24 protein-coding genes are annotated in these 24,341 nt (G+C 69.8%); 12 read left to right on the forward strand and 12 right to left on the reverse strand.

Annotated elements, in window-relative coordinates:
• From DMB66_RS53470 to DMB66_RS53480, 3 genes are all read left to right on the forward strand, one after another.
• On the forward strand, nt 1–278 hold a 278-nt coding region (locus DMB66_RS53470; protein WP_125811738.1), incomplete at its 5' end, for an ABC transporter permease subunit.
• Nucleotides 279–290: 12 nt separating this feature from the next.
• Nucleotides 291–1,358: an ABC transporter ATP-binding protein gene (locus tag DMB66_RS53475; protein WP_125811739.1), complete on the forward strand. Its 1,068-nt coding sequence runs from the start codon at nt 291–293 to the stop codon at nt 1,356–1,358.
• Between the two features lie 68 nt (nt 1,359–1,426).
• The gene (locus tag DMB66_RS53480; RefSeq protein WP_370321113.1) at nt 1,427–2,470 is read left to right on the forward strand and encodes an ABC transporter ATP-binding protein; all 1,044 of its coding nucleotides are present in this window, start codon (nt 1,427–1,429) and stop codon (nt 2,468–2,470) included.
• Between the two features lie 174 nt (nt 2,471–2,644).
• Here the strand turns inward: DMB66_RS53480 and DMB66_RS53485 are convergent, their stop codons facing one another.
• From DMB66_RS53485 to DMB66_RS53505, 5 genes are all read right to left on the reverse strand, one after another.
• Nucleotides 2,645–4,234: a beta-N-acetylhexosaminidase gene (locus DMB66_RS53485; protein WP_233625491.1), complete on the reverse strand. Its 1,590-nt coding sequence runs from the start codon at nt 4,232–4,234 to the stop codon at nt 2,645–2,647.
• A gap of 65 nt (nt 4,235–4,299) precedes the next feature.
• Nucleotides 4,300–4,611: a hypothetical protein gene (locus DMB66_RS64905; protein WP_370321116.1), complete on the reverse strand. Its 312-nt coding sequence runs from the start codon at nt 4,609–4,611 to the stop codon at nt 4,300–4,302.
• Nucleotides 4,611–5,234: an HNH endonuclease family protein gene (locus DMB66_RS53495; protein WP_370321124.1), complete on the reverse strand. Its 624-nt coding sequence runs from the start codon at nt 5,232–5,234 to the stop codon at nt 4,611–4,613. Before DMB66_RS53495 ends, DMB66_RS64905 begins: the two co-directional genes overlap by 1 nt.
• Nucleotides 5,235–5,387: 153 nt before the next feature.
• Nucleotides 5,388–7,133: a 2-isopropylmalate synthase gene (leuA, locus tag DMB66_RS53500; RefSeq protein WP_125811741.1), complete on the reverse strand. Its 1,746-nt coding sequence runs from the start codon at nt 7,131–7,133 to the stop codon at nt 5,388–5,390.
• Nucleotides 7,134–7,340: 207 nt separating this feature from the next.
• The gene (locus DMB66_RS53505) at nt 7,341–8,147 is read right to left on the reverse strand and encodes a hypothetical protein (protein WP_125811742.1); all 807 of its coding nucleotides are present in this window, start codon (nt 8,145–8,147) and stop codon (nt 7,341–7,343) included.
• 222 nt (nt 8,148–8,369) lie between these two features.
• Here DMB66_RS53505 and DMB66_RS53510 point away from each other — a divergent pair, with 222 nt between their 5' ends.
• The 3 genes from DMB66_RS53510 (at nt 8,370) to DMB66_RS53520 (ending at nt 11,904) form a co-directional block, all read left to right on the forward strand.
• The gene (locus DMB66_RS53510) at nt 8,370–9,635 is read left to right on the forward strand and encodes an aspartate kinase (RefSeq protein ID WP_125811743.1); all 1,266 of its coding nucleotides are present in this window, start codon (nt 8,370–8,372) and stop codon (nt 9,633–9,635) included.
• A gap of 7 nt (nt 9,636–9,642) precedes the next feature.
• On the forward strand, nt 9,643–10,704 hold the full coding sequence (locus DMB66_RS53515; protein ID WP_125811744.1) for an aspartate-semialdehyde dehydrogenase: 1,062 nt from the start codon (nt 9,643–9,645) through the stop codon (nt 10,702–10,704).
• Nucleotides 10,705–10,824: 120 nt separating this feature from the next.
• On the forward strand, nt 10,825–11,904 hold the full coding sequence (locus DMB66_RS53520; protein ID WP_125811745.1) for a glycoside hydrolase family 19 protein: 1,080 nt from the start codon (nt 10,825–10,827) through the stop codon (nt 11,902–11,904).
• 57 nt (nt 11,905–11,961) lie between these two features.
• Here the strand turns inward: DMB66_RS53520 and DMB66_RS53525 are convergent, their stop codons facing one another.
• The 3 genes from DMB66_RS53525 to DMB66_RS53535 all read right to left on the reverse strand — a co-directional run bounded on the left by DMB66_RS53525 (nt 11,962) and on the right by DMB66_RS53535 (nt 15,771).
• A complete protein-coding gene (locus DMB66_RS53525) occupies nt 11,962–12,258 on the reverse strand; it encodes a hypothetical protein (protein ID WP_125811746.1) in 297 nt (98 codons plus the stop codon).
• A gap of 79 nt (nt 12,259–12,337) precedes the next feature.
• The gene (locus DMB66_RS53530) at nt 12,338–14,611 is read right to left on the reverse strand and encodes a bifunctional diguanylate cyclase/phosphodiesterase (protein ID WP_125811747.1); all 2,274 of its coding nucleotides are present in this window, start codon (nt 14,609–14,611) and stop codon (nt 12,338–12,340) included.
• On the reverse strand, nt 14,611–15,771 hold the full coding sequence (locus DMB66_RS53535; RefSeq protein WP_125811748.1) for an FIST signal transduction protein: 1,161 nt from the start codon (nt 15,769–15,771) through the stop codon (nt 14,611–14,613). The genes DMB66_RS53530 and DMB66_RS53535 overlap by 1 nt, the downstream gene beginning before the upstream one ends.
• A gap of 68 nt (nt 15,772–15,839) precedes the next feature.
• On the opposite strand from DMB66_RS53535, the gene pyrE reads away from it, so the two are divergent.
• Nucleotides 15,840–16,355 (forward strand): orotate phosphoribosyltransferase, encoded by a 516-nt coding sequence (gene pyrE, locus DMB66_RS53540; RefSeq protein WP_125811749.1) that lies wholly within the window; start codon nt 15,840–15,842, stop codon nt 16,353–16,355.
• Here the strand turns inward: pyrE and cutA are convergent.
• The 3 genes from cutA to DMB66_RS53555 all read right to left on the reverse strand — a co-directional run bounded on the left by cutA (nt 16,333) and on the right by DMB66_RS53555 (nt 17,470).
• Complete coding sequence (gene cutA, locus DMB66_RS53545; protein WP_125811750.1) at nt 16,333–16,665, reverse strand: divalent-cation tolerance protein CutA; 333 nt, start codon at nt 16,663–16,665, stop codon at nt 16,333–16,335. The two genes, pyrE and cutA, sit on opposite strands and share 23 nt — an antisense overlap.
• Before the next feature lie 42 nt (nt 16,666–16,707).
• Nucleotides 16,708–17,100 (reverse strand): DUF664 domain-containing protein, encoded by a 393-nt coding sequence (locus DMB66_RS53550; RefSeq protein ID WP_125811751.1) that lies wholly within the window; start codon nt 17,098–17,100, stop codon nt 16,708–16,710.
• Between the two features lie 160 nt (nt 17,101–17,260).
• Nucleotides 17,261–17,470: a hypothetical protein gene (locus DMB66_RS53555; RefSeq protein ID WP_125811752.1), complete on the reverse strand. Its 210-nt coding sequence runs from the start codon at nt 17,468–17,470 to the stop codon at nt 17,261–17,263.
• Nucleotides 17,471–17,795: 325 nt separating this feature from the next.
• Here DMB66_RS53555 and fxsT point away from each other — a divergent pair, with 325 nt between their 5' ends.
• From fxsT to DMB66_RS61925, 5 genes are all read left to right on the forward strand, one after another.
• Entirely contained in the window at nt 17,796–20,576 is a 2,781-nt protein-coding gene (fxsT, locus tag DMB66_RS53560) for an FxSxx-COOH system tetratricopeptide repeat protein (RefSeq protein ID WP_125811753.1), read from the forward strand.
• A 75-nt stretch (nt 20,577–20,651) separates the two neighbouring features.
• A complete protein-coding gene (locus tag DMB66_RS53565; protein WP_199753175.1) occupies nt 20,652–21,893 on the forward strand; it encodes an FxsB family cyclophane-forming radical SAM/SPASM peptide maturase in 1,242 nt (413 codons plus the stop codon).
• Entirely contained in the window at nt 21,890–23,203 is a 1,314-nt protein-coding gene (locus DMB66_RS53570) for an HEXXH motif domain-containing protein (protein ID WP_125811754.1), read from the forward strand. Before DMB66_RS53565 ends, DMB66_RS53570 begins: the two co-directional genes overlap by 4 nt.
• Before the next feature lie 125 nt (nt 23,204–23,328).
• On the forward strand, nt 23,329–23,526 hold the full coding sequence (locus tag DMB66_RS53575; RefSeq protein ID WP_125811755.1) for a hypothetical protein: 198 nt from the start codon (nt 23,329–23,331) through the stop codon (nt 23,524–23,526).
• A 303-nt stretch (nt 23,527–23,829) separates the two neighbouring features.
• Nucleotides 23,830–24,000, forward strand: a complete 171-nt coding sequence (locus tag DMB66_RS61925) for a hypothetical protein (protein ID WP_158647659.1) — start codon at nt 23,830–23,832, stop codon at nt 23,998–24,000.
• Nucleotides 24,001–24,014: 14 nt separating this feature from the next.
• Here the strand turns inward: DMB66_RS61925 and DMB66_RS53580 are convergent.
• Nucleotides 24,015–24,341: tetratricopeptide repeat protein (locus DMB66_RS53580; protein ID WP_148112879.1), on the reverse strand; the 327-nt coding region annotated here is incomplete at its 5' end.

Raw genomic sequence — 24,341 nt, forward strand, 5'->3', positions numbered from 1 at the left:
AACGGACGGTCATCGGCAAGCACGCGCTGCGTTCGGGCCTGACCCCGCTGGTGACCGTCTTCGGCCTGGACCTGGGCGCCCTGCTGGGCGGCGCGATCCTCACCGAGGCGGTGTTCAACCTGCGCGGCCTCGGCTATCAGGCGCTGACGGCGATCCGCGGCAACGACCTGCCGGTGATCCTCGGCGTCACGCTGATCGCGGCGTTCTTCATCGTCTTCATCAACCTCATCGTCGATGTGCTGTACGGCTTCATCGACCCGCGGGTCCGGCTGGGCTGAGGAGAGAACCACATGTCTACCGACTCGCTCGCCGGCCTCACCCTGCCGGGCGACCGCAACACCCGACCGTTCCTCGAGGTCAAGGACCTCACCGTCACCTTCGAGACCGACGACGGCGTCGTCCAGGCGGTGTCCCAGTCGTCGTTCGCCGTCGAGCGCGGCAAGACGCTGGGCATCGTCGGCGAGTCCGGCTCGGGCAAGAGCGTGACGTCGCTGGCCGTCCTGGGCCTGCACCGCACCCGCAGCAACGCCAAGGTCGAGGGCCAGGTCTGGCTGGACGACCAGGAGCTCGTCACGGCGACCGACGAGCAGGTCCGCCAGCTCCGCGGCGGCAAGATGGCGATGATCTTCCAGGACCCGCTGAGCGCGATGCACCCCTACTTCACGGTCGGGGCGCAGATCGTCGAGGCGTACCGGGTGCACAACCCGAAGGCGTCCAAGAAGGAGGCCCGGGAGCGGTCGATCGACATGCTGGCCCGGGTCGGCATCCCGCAGCCGGAGAAGCGGTTCAGCGCCTACGGCCACCAGTTCTCCGGCGGCATGCGCCAGCGCGCGATGATCGCGATGGCGCTGGTCAACGACCCCAAGCTGCTGATCGCCGACGAGCCGACCACCGCCCTCGACGTGACCGTGCAGGCCCAGATCCTGGACCTGATCCGGGACCTGCAGGAGGAGTTCGGCTCGGCGGTCATCATGATCACCCATGACCTGGGCGTGGTGGCCGAACTGGCCGACGACGTCCTGGTCATGTACGGCGGAAAGATCATCGAGCGGGGCCCGGCGGCGGACGTGTTCCACAGCCCGCAGCACCCGTACACCTGGGGTCTGCTCGGTTCCATGCCCCGCCTCGACCGGGACGTCCGCGAGCGGCTCAACCCGGTCAAGGGCTCGCCGCCGAGCCTGATCAACCTGCCCTCGGGCTGTGCCTTCCACCCCCGCTGCCCGTACGCGGGCCGCAACGGGGAGCGATCCTTCACCGACGTGCCCGAGCTGCGCGGCGGGGTGCACGCGGTCGCCTGTCACCTGCCGGCCGAGGACCGCCGGCAGATCTTCACGCAGGAAGTCGCTCCGAACCTGTGAGCGCGAGCGGGAGTGAGAACATGCACCGGAGCGACGACCCAGTGAAGGGCCAGAAGAGCATGCCCAACGTGGCTCAGCGCGAGAACCTGCTCGAGGTGACCGGCCTGCAGAAGCACTTTCCGATCACCAAGGGCCTGCTGCGGCGCCAGGTCGGTGCCGTGCGCGCGGTCGACGGCATCGACGTGTCGGTGCGCCAGGGCGAGACCCTGGGCCTGGTCGGCGAGTCCGGCTGCGGCAAGTCGACGGCCGGCCGGCTCTTCACCCGCATCCTGGAGCCGACCGCCGGAAAGATCGTCTTCGAGGGCCAGGACGTCAGCCACCTGAACACCACGCAGATGCGCCCGCTGCGCCGCGACGTACAGATGATCTTCCAGGACCCGTACTCGTCGCTGAACCCGCGGCACACGGTCGGCTCGATCATCGCCGCGCCGCTGCAGATCCAGAAGATCCCGACGCCGAAAGGCGTCAAGGTGGCCGTGCAGGACCTGCTCAAGCTGGTCGGGCTCAACCCGGAGCACTACAACCGCTATCCGCACGAGTTCTCCGGTGGCCAGCGCCAGCGCATCGGCATCGCCCGCGCGCTCGCGCTGCGCCCCAAGCTGATCGTCGCCGACGAGCCGGTCTCGGCCCTGGACGTCTCGATCCAGGCCCAGGTCGTCAACCTCCTCGACGACCTGCAGCGCGAATTCGACCTGACCTACGTGTTCATCGCGCACGACCTGTCGGTGGTCCGGCACATCTCGGACCGGGTAGCGGTCATGTACCTCGGCAAGATCGTGGAGATCGCCGACCGCAACGAGCTCTACAAGAACCCCCGACACCCCTACACGGTGGCGCTGATGTCGGCGGTCCCGGTGCCGGACCCGTCCCGACGCGACCGCGCCCAGCGCGAGCGGGTGCTGCTCACCGGCGACGTGCCCAGCCCGATCAACCCGCCGTCGGGCTGCCGCTTCCGGACCCGCTGCTGGAAGGCGCAGGACATCTGCGCGACGGAAGAGCCGCCGCTGGTGCCGCGCCTGACCGACCCGGAGTCGCACCAGACGGCGTGCCACTTCCCGGTCGCCGAATCAGAGATCGTCGTGGGGCGTTCCCCGGCCGGGACGTCCGCGTAGGGAGCCCGCCGGGCGAGATCAAGAGCTAAGCAAGATCAAGATCAAGGTCAGGTCGTGCGTGGTTGCATGGTGCTGACCGTCGCTCCCGCCGGGGCCGGGCGCGAGGAGCCAGGCGCCTTGGCGGCGCCAGAACGGCTCCTCGCACCCTTCATTCCGCGTGCGTGGTCACCCGATTCAACCCCAGGTGATCTGCGGGCTCGGGTAGAAGTCGACGCCCCGGGCAGTCCAGCGGGGGCCGTAGGAGCCCAGGCGGGATGCGAACGATGTCCAGTCGTGGGTGCTCGCCGGCGACCAGCCGAGCTCGGCGATGGCCGGCAGGCGCGGGAAGGCCATGAACTCGATGTGGTCCAGGTTGCGCAGCGTCTCCGACCAGAGCGGCGCCTCGACGCCCAGGATCGCGGATTCGGGCAGGCCGGCGACGCGGGTCGCCGGGTTCCAGTCGTAGGCGGTGCGCACCTCGATGTAGCCCGCCCAGGACAGGCCCAGCGGCGTGTTCCGGTCGTACTTCATGTCCAGGTAGGCCTGGTTCGCCGGGGACATGACCACCTTGGTCCCGCGGGCGGCGGCGGCCACCACGGTTGGGTTGGTGGTGGCGGTGTCCCAGTACTGGGCGACGGCGTTCGCCGAGGCCGGTGACTTGGCGATCTCGTTCCAGCCGTACGCGGTCTTGCCGTGCTTCGCCACCAGGGGCAGCACCCGCTGCTGGAACGTCAGGTAGTCGGCGTCGGTGGTGGCGTGTGCCTCGTCGCCGCCGATGTGCAGGTACGGCCCGGGCGTGAGCGCGGCCAGCTCGCGGATGACGTCCGCCACGAACCGGTATGTCGTCTCGGAGCCGATGCACAGCGAGCTGTAGCCCACCGCGGTGTCGGTGCGCGGCGGCGGCGCGACCCCGTCGCAGGTCAGCTCGGGATAGGCCACCTGCGCCGCGTTGACGTGGCCGGGCATGTCGATCTCCGGCACGATCGTCACGTAGCGGGCGGCCGCGTAGCGGACCAGCTCCCGGTAGTCGGCCTTGGTCAGGTAGCCGGGGCCGGTGCCGTCGACCCCCGTACCGGGTCCGCCTCCGACGGTGGCCAGCCGCGGCCAGCTGTCGATCTGGATCCGCCAGCCCTGGTCGTCCGCGAGATGCAGGTGCAGATAGTTGACCTTGAATCGGCTGATCTCGTCGATGTAGGCCTTGATCTCGTCCGGGGTGTGGAAGTGCCGCGCCACGTCGAGCATCGCCCCGCGGTAGGCGAAGCGCGGATAGTCGACGATGCTGCCGCCGGCCACGCGCCATGCGCGGCGCACCAGGGTCGGCGAATCGATTTCCCGGGGCAGCAGTTGGCGCAGGGTCTGCGCGCCGGCGAACAGCCCGGCCGGCTTGTTCGCCCGGATCGTCACTTTCGTGCGGTCGACGCTGAGCCGGTAGCCCTCGTCTCCGAGCCGCGCGTCGCCGGCGCCGAGCAGCAACGAGATGGTGGGCAGGACCGGCGGGGCGGCGGCCCGGACCGGCAGCGGATAGCCGGTGGCGGGACGCAGCGCGCGGGCCAGCTGATCACCCACGGCCCGCGCCGCCGCCGAACCGGGCTGCGTGCGAATCACCGTGAGCGCACCGAGCCGGAATTCGGCACCGGCGACGGGCCGGACCTCGGCAGGCACGGGAATGACGCTGCCGAGGGCCGGAGTGGCGGCGGGAGCGGCGGCGGCCGCGGTAGGGAGCGCGCCGACGGGCAGCCCGAGAGCTGCGACGATGAGCATGCGGGTCACGACAGGTCTGGCCACGGACCCGACGCTACATTCGGGACTGTCTATCTGTAAAGCTTCCGTGCAGTCCGCGCCCCGCCGGGTCAGCCCTCCGGGCGATTGAGGATGCCGACCGCGATGGCGTGGACGGCATCGAGGTCCGCCGGGTCCTTGAGCGTCGCCTTCGCGCCCGTCACGGCGTACCACTCGTCGGCCTGCTGGTATTGGACGCGGACCGTGGCCTGATCGCCGGAGAGCTCCGTCCGCAGGGTGAGATCGCCGGTGATGACACCCACCTCGTCGGTCATCACCCCGCCCTGACCGGCGGTGATGTCGGTGCTCTTGCTGGTGGTGGCGTCGGCGGGGGGCGCGGCGTCGGCGGCTGCGGACGCCGCGGTGGGCTCGGGTGTTGTCATCAGCACTTCTCCAGCATGTCGGTCAGCGCAGCCTTCTCCTTGGCGGTCACCGTGAGCTTCCACTGGCTCTTGACCACGATCCAGTCCTGAGCGTATTGGCACCAGGAGCCGGTCTGCTCGGGTTTCCAGGTGGATGGGTTCTGGTCACCCTTTGACCTGTTCGACGAGGCCGAAACCGCCACCAGCTGAGGATCTTCGAGGTCGTTGGCGAAGTCCTTGCGCTGCGCCGTGGTCCACGAGGCCGCGCCCGAGCGCCAGGCCTCGGCCAGCGGCACCACGTGGTCGACGTCGACCTTGGCCGGGTCGGTGATCTTGTCGCCGTCGTAGATGCTGATCCAGGTGCCCGCGACCACGTTGCAGCCGGAGAGCTTGACCTTGGTGCCGTCGCGCTTGAGCACCGAGTCGCGGATGTCGCAGTTGCTGCCGGTGCTGTTCCAGTGCGGGAATTTCTCCCGGCTGTAGCCGCTCATCGAGCCGGTCTTGGCGACGACCTTCAGCTTGCCGAGCTTCGCCTTGGCGTCGGTGGGATCGGTGGTCGTGGTGGTGGTGCTGTCACCGGTCGACTCCGAGCCCGCGCCGTTCTCGGCGGGCACTTCGCAGCCGGCGGTGACGGTCAGAGTCAGGAGGGCGGCGGCGACACGCAGGGTCCACAGAGGAGTAACACGAGGGGGCACCCACTAAGCGTATGCGGCCTACGCCCTTTTCGCCCAAGTCGTCATCCGTGCCGCAAACGTTCCGCGCGCCGCCGGGGTGCACCCGGCGGCGCGCGGAAATGCTCAGCGGACGCGGTTGACCGCGCTGGTCACTGCCTTCATGGAGGCGGTGACGATGTTCGCGTCGAGCCCGACGCCCCAGACCGTCTGGCCGTTGACCTCGCACTCCACGTACGCGGCGGCCTGCGCGTCGTGACCCGAGGACAGCGCGTGCTCGGCGTAGTCGAGCACCCGGACCTGGACGCCCAGCGGCTGCAGCGCGTGCACGTACGCGTCGATCGGGCCGTTGCCGACCCCGACGACCGGGCGCCGGGTGTTGCGGTGCCGGACCTCGGCGTCGATCTCGACCTTGCCGTCCACGGTGGCCGTGCTGTAGCGCTCCAGATCGACGATGCCGAACTGCTGGTGATCGACCAGGTATTCGCCGGCGAAGATGTCCCACATCTGTTGCGGGCCGACCTCGCCGCCGGAGGAGTCGGTGAACTGCTGCACCACGCCGGAGAACTCGATCTGCAGCCGCCGCGGCAGGTCGAGCTTGTGCTCCTCCTTCATGATGTACGCCACCCCGCCCTTGCCGGACTGCGAGTTGACCCGGATCACGGCCTCGTAGCTGCGGCCGACGTCCTTCGGGTCGATCGGCAGGTAGGGCACGCCCCAGGTGAAGGCGTCGACCTCGACGCCGGCCTCGGCCGCGTCCTCGTTCAGCGCGGTCAGGCCCTTCTTGATCGCGTCCTGGTGCGAGCCGGAGAAGGCCGTGTAGACCAGGTCACCGACGTACGGGTGCCGCTCGTGCACCGGCAGCTGGTTGCAGTATTCGACCGCGCGCTTGATCTCGTCGATGTCCGAGAAGTCGATCATCGGGTCGATGCCCTGGGAGAAGACGTTCAGCCCCAGCGTCACCAGGTCGACGTTGCCGGTGCGCTCGCCGTTGCCGAACAGGCAGCCCTCGACGCGGTCGGCGCCGGCCAGCACGCCCAGCTCGGCGGCGGCGACGGCGGTGCCGCGGTCGTTGTGCGGGTGCAGGCTCAGGATGATGCTCTCCCGCCGCGGCAGGTGGCGGTGCATCCACTCGATCGAGTCGGCGTACACGTTGGGGGTGGCCATTTCCACCGTGGCCGGCAGGTTGATGATCAGCGGGCGGTCCGGCGTCGGGTCGATGACGTCGATGACCGCCGAGCAGATCTCCAGCGCGTATTCCAGCTCGGTGCCCGTGTAGGACTCGGGCGAGTATTCGTAGAAGATCTCGGTGTCCGGGGTGTGGATCTCCGCGTATTTCTGGCAGAGCCGCGCGCCGGTCGTCGCGATGTCGGTGATCCCGGCCTTGTCCAGTCCGAACACGACCCGGCGCTGCAGCGTCGAGGTCGAGTTGTAGAAGTGCACGATGGCGCGCTTGGCGCCGCGGATCGACTCGAAGGTGCGGTCGATCAGGTGCTCGCGGCACTGCACCAGCACCTGGATGGTGACGTCGTCCGGGATCAGGTCCTGCTCGATCAGCTGGCGGACGAAGTCGAAGTCGGTCTGGCTGGCGGCCGGGAAGCCGACCTCGATCTCCTTGTAGCCCATCCCGACCAGCAGGTTGAACATGCGGCGCTTGCGCTCGGGGGACATCGGGTCGATCAGCGCCTGGTTGCCGTCGCGCAGGTCGACCGCGCACCAGCGAGGCGCGGTCTCGATGCGCCGGGCCGGCCACTGCCGGTCGGGCAGATCAACAACAAACTGCTGGTGGTACGGCTGGTAACGCTCGAACGGCATGCGGCTCGGGCGCTGGCGAGCGATGGCGTCGCCAGTTACGTCAGTGCTGGAAGACATGGTGAGGGCTCCTGAAGAGTGGTCAGTTCCGAAGAACGACCGGCGCGCATCAGCTCCGCGACGAGGTGCCGGCCTGGGATGGGGCCTCGTCGCGGCAGCGAAGGAGGAGCGTCTGCCACATGTCGAACGTCACCCTACGTGATCATCTTGAGGGATTCCAACCCTACGCCCGGATGGTGGGAAGTGGGTGCTCAGGCCCGGCCTGCTTCACGCGGGCGCGACCGGTTGGGCCGGCACCTCGGCCGGCTCGGTCGTCGGCGTGGGCGAAGGGGCGTCCTGCCCCATCGGCTCGCCGCCGGTCACCGGGCCGGGCAGGTCGATCGTCGCCGGGGCCGCGCCCGGCGCGCCGGCGATGGTCAGCGTGCCGAACTTGACCCGGGCGGCGGTGAGCAGGCCGTCGGCGGCGTAGCAGTAGATGCCCACATCGACCGGCGCGGAGAGCGAGGCGGAGATGGTGTCGATCGAGAAGCAGCTCCCGGAGGAGCCCTTGAGCGGCTGGGCGGCGGTCACGGACAGGGCGGACTGGCGGTCGGTGAAGACCGGCAACCACTGCCGGAAGATCCGCTGGATCTTCGGGTCGTAGCTCCGGGGGACGCGCTTGCCGGGGCTGGCCACCCGCACGCAGGACGGGCTGACCGGGTTGGTCGCCGAGGGGATCGCGCACTGGAAGACCCCCGCCGGCAGCTGCGCGACGGACACGTCGGCCGTGCCGCCGAGGGCCCCGGACGGGATGTCCACCCGCCAGCTTCCGTCGTTCGCGACCGTCGCGAGCACCGAGCGCGGGGCGTAGCCGGGCGCTTCCAGGGTGTAGATCGCGGAGAAGCGGTGGTCCTCGGCCAGGGCGGCGCGCGCGGCCAGCGCGACCCGGGCGTCCTGGTCCGGTGCTGGGACGGACAGCGAGGGGGACGGGGTCGGCTTCACCGCGGGCGCCGAGTCGCCGCAGGCGGAGACGCCGACGGTCAGCAGGGCGGCGGCCAGCGCGGGCAGCACGCGCTTGGCGGGGCGGGAACGCATCGAGACATTCTCGCCTCTCGGCGCCCGGACCGGTCGTTGCGGGCACAGGAACCTTTTCCCGGCGTGTCGCACGGTCCACCGGGCCGGAATCTGGGATCGCGTGTCAGTGATCAGGACGGCCGCCGCTAGTCTGGGTGTCGATTGACTGACTGGCGCCGCCGGCCTTTCCTGATCCGGGCCAGGCGGCGTCGGCACGTGTGGGGTGGAAAGGAGCCGGCTGCCGTGGCCCTCGTGGTGCAGAAGTACGGTGGTTCGTCCGTTGGTGATGCCGAGCGCATCAAGCGGGTGGCCGAGCGCATCGTGGCCGCCCGAAAGGCCGGCGACGATGTGGTGGTCGTGGTGTCCGCGATGGGCGACACCACCGACAACCTGCTCGACCTGGCCAACCAGGTGAGCCCGCTGCCGCCCGGCCGCGAGCTGGACATGCTGCTGACCGCCGGTGAGCGCATCTCGATGGCGCTGCTGGCGATGGCGATTCACAACCTGGGCTACGAGGCCCGGTCCTACACCGGCTCGCAGGCCGGCGTGCTGACCACCTCGGTGCACGGCAAGGCCCGGATCATCGACGTGACCCCCGGCCGGCTGCGGACCGCGCTGGACGAGGGCGCGATCGCGATCGTGGCCGGCTTCCAGGGCGTCTCGCAGGACACCAAGGACATCACCACGCTGGGCCGCGGCGGCTCGGACACGACCGCGGTCGCGCTGGCCGCCGCGCTGCACGCCGACGTGTGTGAGATCTACACCGACGTCGACGGCGTCTTCACCGCCGACCCGCGGATCGTCTCCAACGCCCGGCACATCAAGCAGATCACCTACGAGGAGATGCTGGAGCTCGCCGCGGGCGGGGCGAAGGTGCTGATGTTGCGATGCGTGGAATACGCGCGCCGGTTCAAGGTGCCGATCCACGTACGCTCTTCGTACTCGAACAAGCAGGGCACGCTGGTCACCGGATCGATGGAGGACGCGGGAGTGGAACAAGCGCTGATCACCGGGGTCGCCCACGACCGCAGCGAGGCGAAGATCACCATCGTCGGAGTGCCCGACGAGCCCGGCGCGGCCGGTCGCATCTTCGAGACGGTCGCCCAGGCCGAGATCAACATCGACATGATCGTGCAGAACGTGTCGACCGAGGGCACCGGGCGCACCGACATCTCCTTCACGCTGCCCAAGGCCGACGGCCCCACCGCGATGGCCGCCCTGGACAAGATCAAGGAGCAGACCCGCTTCAAGTCGCTGCTCTTCGACGACCACGTCGGCAAGGTGTCGCTGATCGGCGCGGGCATGCGTTCGCACCCGGGCGTCGCCGCGTCGTTCTTCGCCTGCATCGGCGAGGCCGGCGTCAACATCGAGATGATCTCGACCTCGGAGATCCGGGTGTCGGTGGTCTGCCGCGACAGCGACCTCGACACGGCGGTCCGGGCCGTGCACGACACGTTCGAGCTCGGTGGCAACGAGACCGCGGTGGTCTACGCCGGGACCGGCAGGTAGCCAGCGGATGCCGCGGCCGCAGCCCACGCTGGCTGTCGTCGGAGCCACCGGCTCCGTCGGCACGGTCATGCGTGAGCTGCTCACCTCGCGGCGCAACGTCTGGGGCGAGATCCGGCTGATCGCGTCCGCGCGCTCGGCCGGCAAGGAGCTGTCCTGCCGCGGCGAGCAACTCGTCGTCCGCGAGCTGACGCCCGAGGTCTTCGACGGCGTCGACGTGGCGATGTTCGACGTGCCCGACTCGGTGTCGATCGAGTGGGCCCCAGTCGCCGTCGCGCACGGCGCGACGGTGGTCGACAACTCGTCCGCGTTCCGGATGGAGGCCGACGTCCCGCTGGTCGTGCCCGAGGTCAACAAGGAAGAGCTGCGGCGCCGCCCGCGCGGCATCGTCTCCAACGCCAACTGCACCACGATGGCCATGATCATGGCGATCGCGCCGCTGCACCGCGAGTACGGCCTGCGCGAGCTGGTCCTGGCGTCGTACCAGGCGGTGTCGGGGGCCGGGCAGATCGGCGTGGACACCCTGCACGACCAGCTCACCAAGGTGGCCGGCGACCGGACCCTGGGTTCGCGCCCGGGCAACGTGCGCCAGGCCATCGGCGACGATCTCGGCCCGTTCACCGCGCCGATGGCGTTGAACGTGGTCCCCTGGTCGGGCGAGCTGGCGACGAACGGCTGGTCGTCCGAGGAGCTCAAGCTGCGCAACGAGTCCCGCAAGATCCTCGGGCTGCCGGCGCTGAAGGTCTCGGCGACCTGCGTACGGGTCCCGGTCGTGACCGGTCACTCGATTGCGGTGCACGCGGTCTTCGGCTCGGAGCTGGACGCGGAGGGCGCCCGTCAGGTGCTGCGCAACGCGCCCGGGGTGATCCTGGTCGACGACCCGGAGGCGGGCGAATATCCGATGCCGATCGACGCCGTCGGCACCGACCCGTCCTGGGTGGGCCGCATCCGCCGGGCGATGGACGACCCCCGGGCGCTGGATCTCTTCATCACCGGCGACAACATGCGCAAGGGCGCTGCGCTCAACACGGTGCAGATCGCCGAGCTGCTGGCCGCCGAGCTCAGCAAGTAGTTCGCCGCGCGAGATAATCGCTGAAGTTTCTTTACAAATACCTTCGCATCTAGTTGAGTCGATGTAACTCCCCGATCATCTAGTGCCAGTGCGTGTCCCCCGACGCACGGAAGGTGAGCCATGTCCAAAAAACGGCTCCTATCGATTGTGGCCACACTCAGCGTCGCCGTGGCGGGCGTCGCCGCGGCCCTGCTGCCCATGACGGCCTCGCATGCGGCGGAGGCCTGCGTCGCCGCGTACAACAGCTCGACGGTCTATACCGGGACCATGCGGGCCTCGTACAACAGCCACAACTGGACCGCCAAGTGGTGGACCCAGGGCGAGGCGCCGAGCACCGGCGGCTCGGGCGTCTGGGCCGACAACGGCGCCTGCGGCGGCACCACGCCCCCGCCCGGCGGCACCTGCGACTACCCGAACTGGGTGGCGGGTCAGTTCTATCCGGCCGGTTCGATCGTGAAGTACACCAACGGCGGCTACTACCGCGCGAAGAACGAGAATCCGGGCTACGACCCGGTCATCAGCACCTGGTACTGGGAGCCGTACACCTGCGGCGGCACCACCCCGCCGCCGCCCGGTTCCGGGAGCTTCCCGGTCAGCGCGGCGCAGTTCCAGCAGATGTTCCCGAACCGGATCCCGTTCTACTCCTACGCCGGGCTGATCGACGCGATCAAGAAGTATCCGGCGTTCACCACGACGGGCAGTGACACGGTGCGGAAGCAGGAGGCCGCGGCTTTCCTCGCGAACGTCAACCACGAGTCCGGCGGCCTGGTCTACGTCGAGGAGATCAACCAGGCGAACTGGCCGCTCTACTGCGACCGGTCGCAGCCGTACGGCTGCCCGGCCGGGCAGAACGCGTACCACGGTCGCGGGCCGATCCAGCTGAGCTGGAACTTCAACTACAAGGCGGCCGGGGACGCGCTCGGCATCGACCTGCTGAACAACCCGGACCGGGTCAAGAACGAGACGTCGGTGGCCTATCAGACCGCCGTCTGGTACTGGATGACCCAGCGCGGCCCGGGCACGATGACCCCGCACGACGCCATGGTCAACAGCCGCGGTTTCGGCGAGACCATCCGCAGCATCAACGGCTCGCTCGAATGCAACGGCGGCAATCCCGCACAGGTGCAGAGCCGCGTGGACGCCTACAACCGGTTCGCGAGCATCCTCGGCGTGAGCCCCGGCGGCAACCTGTACTGCTGAGGCATCACTCAGGGGCGGGAGGGGGTGCGGTCGCTGTGGCCGTACCCCCTCTGCCGGTCAAAGCGCGAGTTGCGGACGGGCCGGGACCCCGACGATGGCCGGGCTGACCGACCGGGCCGGCAGTTGCTGGGGCACGTTGCTCGGCACGAGCATGGACTCCAGCGCGGGCGCGATGGGCCGGCGCTCGTTGATCTGGATCAGGCGCGCGGCCCGGGCCAGCGAGCCGGTCTCGCCGTCCCGGAAGCCCTCGCGGTAGCCCTTCTCGTAGCGTTCGCCGCGCCCGAGAGCGCGACCGATTGCGAAGCAGGACGAGCCGGCGAGGGCTAACAGGAAGAGCAGCGCGAAGGGTGTCACGACCAGCCTTTCAGCGAATTTGTTGGCCTATAGCCCGCAAAATAGCCGAAACCGGACAAGGTTAAGCCACGCCCGCAGATCAACTACGCGTACGGGTGACTTTTGTTTCAGTCGGCGCCGCCGCGGCTCCCGCCGCCGGTCCGCGGCTGAGCAGGGGCGGCAGATCGGCCGGATCCGTCGGCCGGCACAGGTGGTATCCCTGGCCGTAGGAACACCCGAGCCGCCGCAGCGCCTCGAGCTGGGCCGCGTTCTCGATGCCCTCGGCCACCACCCGCAGCCCGAGGATGTGCCCGAGCTCGACGATCGTCCGGACCAGGGCCAGATCCTCGCTGGTCAGCTCCGCCCGCGCGATGAAAGCCCGGTCGATCTTCAGCTCGTCGACCGGCAGTTCCCGCAGGTACGCCAGCGACGAATACCCGGTGCCGAAGTCGTCGATCGACAACTGCACGCCCAGCTCCCGCAGGCTGGCCAGCGACGCCACCGCCGCGTCCGGATCGCTCATCAGCACCGACTCGGTCAGCTCCAGCGTCACCGCGCTCGACGGCAGGCCGGCCACCGCCAGCGCCCGGGTCACGTTGGCGGCGAACCGCGGATGCACGAGCTGATGCCCGGAGACGTTGACGTTGAGGGCCAGCTCGGGATTCGTCCGGCGCCACGCCGCCACCTGGGCCGCGCTGGTCTCCAGCACCCACTGCCCGATGTCCACGATCAGCCCCGACTCCTCCGCGATCGGGATGAAGTCGACCGGCGAGACCAGGCCGCGCCCCGGGTGGTGCCAGCGGATCAGCGCCTCAACCCCGGCGATCTCGCCGGTGCCCAGCCGCACCAGGGGCTGGTACTGCAGCCGGAACTCGCTTTCCTGCAGGGCGCGCTGCAGGTCGCCGCGCAGGTTCAGATGGTTCAGCGCCTCGGTGTGCATGTGCGGCTCGTAGACCACGACCCGGCCGGTCCCGTCCTTCTTGGCCCGGTACATCGCCATGTCCGCCTTACGCAGCAGCCCGTCGGAGTCCCCGGCCGCCGCCCGGCTGATCGCCACCCCGATGCTCGCCCCGATGAAGACGTCCCGGCCCGAGATCCGGAACGGCTCCTTGACCGCGGCGACGATCCGTTCAGCGACGGCGATGGCGGCGTCGACGGGTGAGTTGTGCATCAGCACCGCGAACTCGTCGCCACCGAGGCGGGCGGTGGTGTCGCTGGCCCGGACACAACCCCGGACCCGGCCGGCCACCGCGGCCAGCAACTGGTCGCCGGCCTCGTGGCCCAGGCTGTCGTTGACCGCCTTGAACCGGTCCAGGTCGATGAAGAGCACGCTGGTCGGCTCGGTCACCCCGCCCCGGGACGCGAGCACCCGGTTGAAGATCTTCAGGAACAGGCCGCGGTTCGGCAGGCCGGTCACCGGGTCGTGGTGCGCCTCGCGGACCGCCTCGACCGTACGGGCGTCCGTCAGCGCGAGACTGACCTGCTGCGCGAAGGCGGCGAGTTGGTCGCGCTGCTCCGCGTACCGGTCGGCGCGGCCCGGCAGCTGGGCGACCAGGCTGCCGGCCATCTCGCCGGTCACCCGGAACGGCGCGGCGATGACCGTGCCCCGGTCCGGATCCGCCGGATCGGTCGGGCGCATCAGGACGCTGCCGGTGGACATCGCCTCGCGGGCCTCGCTGTGCGAACCCTCCGGATCGGCGAAGCCGCAGCCGTGCGCCCCGGAGGTCGAGGCCACACTGAGCCGCCGGGCCTGGCCGGCCTCGGCCAGGATGAGAGCCACGGGTACGCCACCGAGCAGTGCGGCCGTGCCGCTGGTGACCGTGTCCAGGATCTCCGGCAGCGGCTTGCGGTTGGAGATCTCCCGCTGGATCGTCAACAGCGCCTCGACCAGCATCCGCCTCGTCTGCGACTGCTCCAGCAGCACGAGTCGCTCGGCGGCCTCGCGTTCGCGCTCCGCGCGTACCGTCCGCTCCGCGCTCAGCACCCGGATGCTGCGCAGGGCCAGGCCCAGCACCTGGGCCATGCCCTGCAGCACCTGCCGTTCCTCCGCGGCCACCGGCCCGTCCAGCCGGGCCACGATCAGGGCGCCGGACAGGTCCGAGCCTAGGCTGTTCGGCACCGCGTACAGATCACCGATCGCGGCGACCGGCAGGGTGCCCGCCGCCAGCGCGAGGGCCTGCAGTTCCTTGACCGGCACGTCGGCGCCGAAGCCCCAGGCGCCGCGCACCTCCTCGTTGAGCACGACGGCGCCCACCTCGGCGTCGACCATCTCGGCGGCCCGTTCCACCGCGAGCATGATCGCCGCTGACTCGTCCGCCGCGGCCGTCACGGCCGCGAAGTACTCGGTGAGCTGGTACATCGACCAGGTGAACATCAGGCCAGCGCCAGGGTGACAAGAGTCAGGGCGTGGGTTCCCGACGAGCCGCGGACCCGAGCGATCTCGCCCATGGTGTAGAAGCCGCCGAACGGCACCTCGCCCAGCACCGCCCGGATGGCCGCGACCTCCTGCTGAGTGCCGTCCGGCCCGAGAACGCCGCGCCGACCGCCGCAGTCGAAGGTGAACAGGCCCAGCGGCGGCGCGCCCCCGAGACCGGCGACCGCCTCGGCACAGGACTGCCCGGCCCCGTCGATCATCGCCTGCTGCTCGCTGTCCATCAGCCAGCAGACCGCGCCCTGCGGCACGGTCGCGGTCGCGAGGACCGACCGGTCACTCTCGTCGCCGGCGTGAATCACCCGGATGTCGTCACCGCTGCGCCGGGACAGGCCCAGCGCGAGCAGTGTGGCGACACCGTCGAAGAGGTCGGCCGTGGCGGGCGCCCCGCGCCGGCGCTGTAGCACGTCCAGCGCCGGCTCGCCGTCCAGTTGGAGGATCCGGCACCCCTCGCTGCTGGTGACCACCATCGCCGGTTCGGTCCGGTGCCAGCCGTGCGCGATGCCGATCCCCAGCGGCGCCTCGGAACCGAGGGCGATGCCCACCACCGCGCCGGACAGCACCCGGTCGTCGTGGAACTGGAAGGAACGCTTCGAGCCGCGGTCGTCGCCGGAGAACCCGCCGATCAGCGGCACGGCCGCGCCGACCACCGAATACGCGCCGCGGACGATCTCCTGCGGGTCGCCGGCCAGGCCGTCGCAGAGCAGCATCAGCGCGGTGTGCGGGCGGTCCATGCCGACCATGGCGGCGGCCACGTCCGCCCCCGCCGCGCGGTGGCCGTGCCCGCCGGTGTGCGCCACCCGGGTCCGGACCGTGAACCCGTCGCCGCCCAGAGCGGTCACCGCCACGGTGCCCACCGCCGCGCCGCCGCTGGACGAGAGCTCGCCCAGCGTGGTGCTGCCGACGATCGCCGCCGCGGACCCGGCCTCGGCCCGCACCCCGGCCAGCAGCGAGTGCAGGTCATGGCCGGTGGAACAGAAGACAAGAACCAACCTCGGGGTACGCCCGTCGAGCGCGCTGGCCGCAGCCTCGGCGCCGGCCTTCGCGGAATCCGGCGCCGTACTGTGGCCGACGCCGAACCAGCGTCCGGTGACGATCTGCACAAACTCCGAATCGGCAGGTTCGGCCCCCGGCTGAGCCCGCCACGCGGCGCCTGACAGGCTGTTCTCTTGTGACTGACTCTGACCTTGCGCGGCAGGTCCGCGACGTGAGCCGGCTGACCGGCGAGTTCGTGCTCCGTTCCGGCCGCACCGCCACCGAATACTTCGACAAGTACCAATTCGAGGCCGACCCGGTGCTCCTGGACCGGCTGGCCGAGCAGATGGCGGTGCTGATCCCCGAGGGCACCGAGGTGCTGGCCGGGCTCGAGATGGGCGGCATCGCGGTGGTGACGGCTCTGGGCCGGCACGCCAAGCTGCCGTGCGCGTTCGTCCGCAAGGAGGCCAAGAAGTACGGCACCGCCCGGCTGGCCGAGGGCGCCGAGGTCGCCGGCCGCCGGGTGCTGGTGGTCGAGGACGTCGTCACCTCGGGCGGCCAGGTGGTCATCTCGACCGGCGAACTGCGCAAGCTCGGCGCCCACGTGGACCACGCCCTGTGCGTGATCGACCGTCAGGAGGGCGGCGCCGAGGCCCTCGCCGCCGACGGCATCAAGCTGCGGGCGCTGCTCACCCGGGCTGATCTGTCATAGCCAGCACCCAGTCCAGGTAGGCGGGATTGCCGCCGACCACCGGCAGGGCGAGCACGCAAGGCACGTCGTACGGATGCTCGGCGTCGGCCCGGGCGACGATCCGTTCCACCAGCGAGGCCCGCGTGTGCAGGGCGACGCGGGCCTCCGGGTCGTCGTGCACCGCGCCGTCCCAGCGGTAGATGGAGCGGATCGCGGCGGTCTGCTGCCCGCAGGCGGCGAGCCTGTCCTCGACGAGGCGGCGGGTGAAACCGGCCAACCACTCGCCGTCGGCGGCGGTGACCACAACCTCACAGATCTGTTCGTCGGTCATGGCCTGGATTCTGCGGCATGACCGACCCGCGAGCATCGCTGCTCAGCGGCCCTGCCCGCCGGCTGCTTCGCGCGCGACGCTTTCGAGCCGGTCGCGGTGGCTGCTCCAGGAGGCCTGGTCGAGGTCGGGCAGGTTGTCGTTGTCCGGCCGGACGCCGGCTGCTCCGTCGATGAGCCCCCGGACGATGTCGGCGTTGGGCTCGGCTCCCTCGTCCAGCCAGGGCATCGGCTCGCCGAACGGCCGCCCGAACGTCTCGCCGAAATATCCGGCCTCGACGCCGGCCACGTGTTTGACCAGGCCGAGCAGGTTGGTGCCGGTCGGCACCAGGGGACGGCGGGCGTCGTATTCGGAGAGTCCTTCCAGCTTCCATAGCAGGGCGTCGCGGGCGATCTGGAGATAGCGACGGTGGTCTGCCTTCGGGTCCGATCCAGTCATGCCGGAGAGAATGGCACGGGGGTCCGACAAGATTGCCGTGCGTCGATCGGATCGGCATCATCAAGCCATTGATGATCCAGACCCACCACCCCGCACTTGCCATGGCTTGACATGACGATCCGATAAGGACGGTTGGCACCATTTCGTGCACTTCGGGCGATCATCGGTGCGACTCGTGGTGGCCGTCTTCGTGCCGCCGGCGCACGGCGTACCTTCCCACGACGTACGCCACCGTGAGGTCGGTCAGGGCTTTGACCGCGATCGGATCGGGGTGCGCGATCGAAATCAGAATGATCGCGATCACCAGGATCGCGAGGTAGGCGGCCGGCTCGAAGTGCCTGGTGAAGCTGGGATTGCGGCGAATGATCATGGGTTTCTCCCGGTCCGGTGTGGTGTGCTGATTTCATCGTTAGGCCACCCGGCACCCATTGATCGGTTTCTGACGTTAACCGTCACAGGTTTACACACTGTTGCTGTGTGGCCCCGCTGTGGAATCCTGTCTTTACAGAACTTGACACTTCTTGGCATCGAGTCGAGACGTCGCTGAAAAGCGGAATTGGCGCTGACTCTCACCACCGGGGGGAGCGTGGCAAGTGACACATGGTGATCTTGTCGCCGAACTATCGCTCCTCTATCGCGCTGCCGGCCGCCCGTCGTTTCGCAAGATCAGCAGTGAGATCCGTGAACGCGACGACATGCCCGACACGGTGAGCCACGAGACCGTGAGCGCCCTGCTCGGTGGCACCTTCATCCCGCGCTGGAGCAAGGTCGAGTGCGTCGTGCGTCAACTCTCCGCCATGGCCGTGCACCGTCCTGACCCCGATGCCGAGGTGCAGCGCTTCCTCGAGCTCTGGGCGGTCGCCAACGACGCACGCAATGAGACCAGCGTCCCGGTCCTCCCCGAGGGCGGCGAGCCGGCGACGCAGGATCCGCCGCTCGACGCACCGCCGCCCGGCACCCCGCTCGGCGGGCCGCCCACGGCGGAGCCGCAGACCGGTTCGGCGCCACCGCCCAACCCCGGCTTCACCGGCCGCGCCGACGTGCTCAACGCGATGACAGCCAAGCTGAACGGCGAACCGTGGCTGCCGCTGATCCTGCACGGCATCAGCGGTGTCGGAAAGACCAGCATCGCGGTCGAGTTCGTCCACCGCGTCCGCGCCGAGTTCGACGTCGTGTGGTGGATCGTGGCGGAGCAGGTGTCCCAGGCCCGCTCCGCGCTGGTGGCCCTCGGCGCCCGCCGGGACCTACCGATCAGCCAGGACATGGGTCAGACGGTGCGCTCCATGCTGGGCCGGCTGGAGTCCGCGGATTTCAAGTGGCTCATCGTGTTCGACAACGCGGCGAGCCCGGAGGAGATCGGTCCGCTGCTGCCCGCGGCGGGCGGCGCGGTGATCGTCACCACCCGCAACGCCGACTGGCTCGAGCACGGCCGAGCGATCAACGTCGACGTACTGCCCCGCGCGGACAGCGTCCGGCTGCTGCAGGGCAGCAGCGACGTCTCCTTTGACGAGGCCGACCAGCTCGCCGGGCGCCTGGGCGACCTGCCGCTGGCGCTCGAACAGGCGGCGGCCATGCGCTCGGCCACCAAGATCTCGGTGTCCGACTACCTGCGGCTGCTCGGCAAGCAGGCGACGCTCGTGCTCAACCAGGGCCGCCCTCGCGACTATCCGGAGACCGTCGCCAGCGCGTTCGCGGTCACCTTCAACCAGGTCAAGCGAGAGTCCGCCGGCACCGCGCAGCTGTTGGCCATGCTTAGTTGCCTGAGCGCCGAACCGATCTCGCTGACGTTGCTGCGTGCGGCCGACGACGGCGACATCCGGCCGCCGCTCGGCCGCCTGCTCGGCCAGGACGCGGCGCTGCGCGACGCCGTCCGGCTGCTTCGCCGCTTCGGCCTGATCAGCGCGCTGGACGAGGGCGAGCGCATCCAGGTGCACCGGCTCGTGCAACTCATCGTCCGCGACTCGCTCACCCCCACCGAGCGCGCCCAGGCGTACGCGAACGCGCGCCGGCTGTTGGTGGCCACCAACCCGGGCCAGCCGGACACGACCTTGACCTGGGAGATGCACGCGCAGATCGGACCACACATCGGGCCGGCCCGAGCGGTCGAGGCGAGCGAGCCCGCCATCCGCCGGGTGGTGCTCGACCAGATCCGCTACCTGTACCTCATCGGTGATTTCGAGGGAAGCCTGCGCCTGAGCGAGGACGCCTGCCTGGCCTGGGCCGGCCCGCAGGACGACTGGCGCGACGACGAGACGTTCGCCTGCGTCGACCGCCTCGCTCTCGCCCAAGCGAGCCTCGGCCGGTATTCGGCGGCGGATGTCCTCTACCGCCGAGCGTGGGAACGGCTCAAGACGGACCCGTCCTTCGGTCCGAGACACCGGCGCACCTTTCGTACGGCGATCGGCGTCGCCCACTCATCGAGAATTCTCGGTCGCTACGACGAGGCTCAGCGTCTGGAAAAGGAACGCGTCGATTACTACCGCACCTCGAGCGGGCCGGGTGTCGAGGAGGAGCTGCGGCGGGCGCAGAGCAATCTGGCCGTGACCTACCGGCTCATCGGCGACTTCGAGAGCGCGAAGGACATTGACGAGGAACTGGTGGAGCGCCGGCGGCAGACATACGGCGAGGAGAACTACCAGACCCTCTTCTCGATCTCCAATCTCGCGCGCGACCTGTACGGGCTCGGTCAATACGCCGACGCCTTGAAGCTGCAGCGGCAGACCATCGACGGGTTACGGACCCGGCTCAACTCGCGTCACCTGTGGGTGTTGCTGGCCGAGCGGACGGTGGCACTCGGGCTGCGCAAGACCGGGCAGCTGACCGAGGCCCTTCGCTACAGCCGGGAGAATTTCAAGCTCTGCAGCGGAGAGCTGGGCTCGGACAACGCGCACACGCTCGCCGCCGCCATGACCTACGCGAACACCCTCCGGGAGGCCGCGGCGGCAGATTCGGCGGGGGAGAGGGGTTACTCGCTGGCGTACAGCCTGAGCATCGACACGGTGAACCGCTACCGCCGCCGCTTCGGCGACGAAAATCCGCTGACCCTGGCGGCCGCCACCAACCAGGCCGCGATCCTGCGGGCGATGGGCGAGCGGATCCGGGCCCGCCGCATCGGTGAGCCCGCCTATCACGCCTTGGAGCAGCGGCTCGGGGCCGGCCACCCGTACACCCAGGCCGCGGCGATCGGATTGGCCAACGACCTGGTGGTCGACCACGAGCACCACGAGGCGGTCCGGCGCCTGGAGAACACTCTCGACAACGCGCGGGCGGCCGGCCGCGAGATGCATCCGGACATGCTGCTCTGCGCGGTCAACCTCGCCCTGATCCGGCGTGAGCTGGGCGAGGAATCGGGCATGCCGCCGCTGTCGTCCTGCATCGACGACCTGCGCGCCGTGCTGGGCCAGGATCACCCGGTGGTGGTAGCGGTAGGCCGCGGGAAACGCGCTGAGTGTGACATCGAGCCGCCGCCTTTCTAACATCAGTGTGGGCGGCCGACGCGGCGTCGCCTCGAACGTCCGGCGATCTGTTCCCGGGAGGGACGTGCGGTGGGTATGCCCAAGGCGCTCGGCATTCCGATCGTGCAGGCACCGCCCGCTTGGCCGCACCGCGCCCTCGACGTCGACGCGCTGCGGGCCTCCGGCTGGCGGCCGAGCCCGTTTCGCGACGTGGTCCTCAAGGTCCATCAGAGATGCAACCTGGCCTGCGAGTATTGCTACGTCTACACCAAGCCCGATCAGAGCTGGCGTGGCCGGCCGACGGTGATGGAGCGCGAGACCTGGCGAGCCGCCGCGGCGCGGATGGCAGAGCACGCCGCCGCACACGACCTGACCAGCATGCGGCTCATTCTGCACGGTGGCGAGCCGTTGCTCGCCGGGGTGGCTCGGCTCGGCGCCCTGATCGACGACTTCCGGGCCGCCTTCGACGGTGCCTGCAGGCTCGACATTCAGATGCAGACCAACGGCGTCCTGCTCGACGAGACGATGCTGAGCGCGCTTCACGTCCGCGGGGTGCGGATCGGGGTCAGTCTCGACGGCACCGCGGCCGACAACGACCGCCACCGCCGCCGCCCGGACGGACGAGGCAGCCATGCCGACGTCGACCGCGCCCTGCGGCTGCTCATCGGCGGGCGGTACCAGGACGCTTTCGCCGGCCTGCTCTGCACGGTCGACCCGGAGATCGATCCGATCGAGTGCTACGAGGCTCTGCTGGCCTATCGCCCACCCACTGTGGACCTGCTCCTGCCGCACGCCAACTGGGCCGACCCGCCGCCGCGGCCGTCGGGGGCCGGCCCCACCCCGTACGCGGACTGGCTTATCGCGATCTTCGATCGCTGGTACGCCGCGCCGCGACGAGAGGTCGGTATCCGCCTCTTCGACGACCTGCTGGCCTTGATCCTCGGCGGCTCCGGGCGTTCCGAGCAACTCGGGCTCAGCCCGGTGGCCGTGGTGGTCGTCGAGTCGGACGGTGCGATCGAACTGGTCGACTCGCTGAAGTCCGCCTATCCGGGCGCCTGCGAGACGGGCTTGACGATCTTCGCCGACCCCTTGGACGCCGCGCTGAACCACCCCGGAGTGGTGGCCCGGCAGATCGGGACGGAGGCGCTCGGCGAGACCTGCCGGTCCTGCCCGGTCCACCGCGTCTGCGGCGCGGGCCACTACGCTCATCGGTACCGGCCCGGCGGTGGTTTCCGTAACCCGACGGTCTACTGTGCCGACATGCTCAAGCTGATCGGCCACGCCGAGCGCCGGGTGGATTCCGACATCCGGCGGCTCCGCGCCGGACGGGGCTCATGACGGAATACCACCGGCTCGACGACCGGCAGTTGGCTTCCCTGTCGTCCGGCTTGGGCGAGCGATCGGCCCTGCTGGAGCTGGCCGGCAGCCGGCAGAGCCGCTACATGCTGCTGATCAGGTTCGTGGTTGAGAATTGGCCCGCGGGCCTGCCCGGGCGTGACGCCGCGATCGCGGCGCTCGACCGGGTGCAGCGGCAGGACGCCTCGACCTTCGACGACCTGATGCGCGATCCCATGGTGGGTGCGTGGCTCGCCACGGTCACCCGCAAGATCGCCAGGCCGTGCGCCGAGCGCGTGCCTCGTGCGGGTGATTTTCTCCATCTCGGCTCCCTCGCGGCGGCCGGCGCGCTCCGCGCCGGCGTCGACTGCGAGCTGACCGGCTACGTGCGGCGTGGCCGCCTCACCCTGCCAGGCGCGGGCGAGGTGGTGCTCCGGGCCGACCTGGACGGTCCGGTGACCATGACGGTGTCGGGCGGGAGCGTTGCGGTCGCCGCGGCCTCCGACCGGGTCACCGTGCCGGACGACGGGAAGCGGTGGCGCGCGCTCCGGCGACTCACCGCCGGTCACGGCGAGACCCTCCTTTCGGTACGCGTCGAGGATGGCAACCCATACCGGGGCGCCTACCACGCGTCCCCGAGCGAGCGGCTCACCGCCGAGGAGGCCGAGCGCTGGCAGGACCTCTTCGCCGCGGCTTACGACCTCATCGGCAGCTACTCGCCCGAGCGCACGACCGAGCTCGTCCTCGGCCTGCGCGCCGTGGTCCCACTGGTCGACAGCGGCGACGGCGGCTCGCACAGCGGCACGGCCCGGGACTCGGTCGGCGCGCTCGGGCTGACGCCCCCGCAGGCCGCCGACGACCTCGCGGTGACCCTCGTCCACGAGTTCCAGCATTCCAAGCTGAGCGCGGTCCTCGACGTGGTCAGGCTCCACGCCGACAACGGCGTCGAGCGCCATTTCGCCCCGTGGCGCACGGACGCCCGGCCCACCTCGGGTCTCCTGCAAGGGGTCTACGCGTTCCTCGGCGTCGCACATCTCTGGCACCGGCTGCGTGCCGCTCCCACCTTCCGGCAACGCGCCGAGACGGAGTTCGCGAATGCCCGCGTGATGGTCGAGCAGGGCATGCGGGCGCTGGAGCGGTCGCGGGAGCTCACGCCGGCCGGGAGGCAATTCGTGGCCGGCATGCGAGGGGCGTTGGACACGCTGCTCGCCGAGCACCTGCCGGCCCATGCCCTGGCGGCGGCGCGGTCGTTCCTACAGGAGCGGAAGACGGCCTGGACGGCTGTCAACGGGCCGACAGAAATCAGACACTAACGCCCTCTTGGCCCAACCGGGTTGCCTGGCCGCGATGAGCACGGAAGTATACGTCGAGTTGCGCGGACTCGCACGCCCGCGGAGCCATACGATGGCATTTGACGACTGCGACAGAGAGGGATCTCATGCGTGAGACGCGCATGACGCGCGACGAGCCGATGGCTGCGGACACCCCGGCACTTCCCCGGGTGTCTCGTGAGCTCCTCGCCGCCGTGATCGCCTCCTCGGCATCGCCCCTTGCCCATGCTATCGATCGCGTCCGTGACGAGGTGCTTTGCACGGAAGAGCAGTATGCGGCCTTCGGTAGCGCGGTGCCGGAATAGCACTGTGTTTTCGCTCTGAGTCAGAAATACTCTTGACCATTGACTCGATAGTAATTGGTCAACTTCGATGCCAGCGAAGTCGGCGACCTGCGGGCGTTTCGCATTGTGTGGGCGCTGACTTATCGGGGCTGGTCAACGTATCCTAGATTCGGGAGCCAGGTGCACCACCTGGGTCTTCCCCTAGCGGCGGTTGCGTCGCGTCCACACGTCAGCCGCCGGTCTCCACAATTTTCGAGTGGCGGTCGGGAGCGCCTAACGGCATGGTTGCCATGATCGCAGTGGAGGCGAGTCATGATTGATCCGATGTCCCCGATCGAGGAGAACGGTGAGCCGGGCCGGCTCCCCAACCTCGCCGAGCGCCGGCTGTCCGACTTGAACCTCGCCGAAGAATCGGCCCTCACCTGCGCGATCCAACGAGTCATCGACGACCTGGAGACGCCCCAGCAATACGCCGCGTTCAGCAACAGCCCGTAGGAAGTTGAAGTCGATCAGGTCGGCGGCGGCTCGATATCGCACTCCGCGCGAACGCCGCGCCGGACGTCCAGGGTCTCGGGATGCTCCGGGCCGAGCCGGGCGCTGAGCGCTGCCACGGCCGCCGCAAGGTCCTCTCTGCCTCGTTCCGTCTCGCCGTCGGCGATCAGGTCGAACGCCGCGTTGACGGCGCAGAGCAGGGTGTACGGGTGGTCGAGACCCCGCGAACTGCGGGAGATGTTCAGGGTCTCAGTGGACAAGCGGCGGGCGCCGGCGTGGTCGTGCGCCAGCGCCAAGTCGTTGGCGAGATTGTTCGCCGCGCACAGCGTGTATCCGTGCTCGGC

It is taken from the genome of Actinoplanes sp. ATCC 53533, assembly GCF_003947245.1.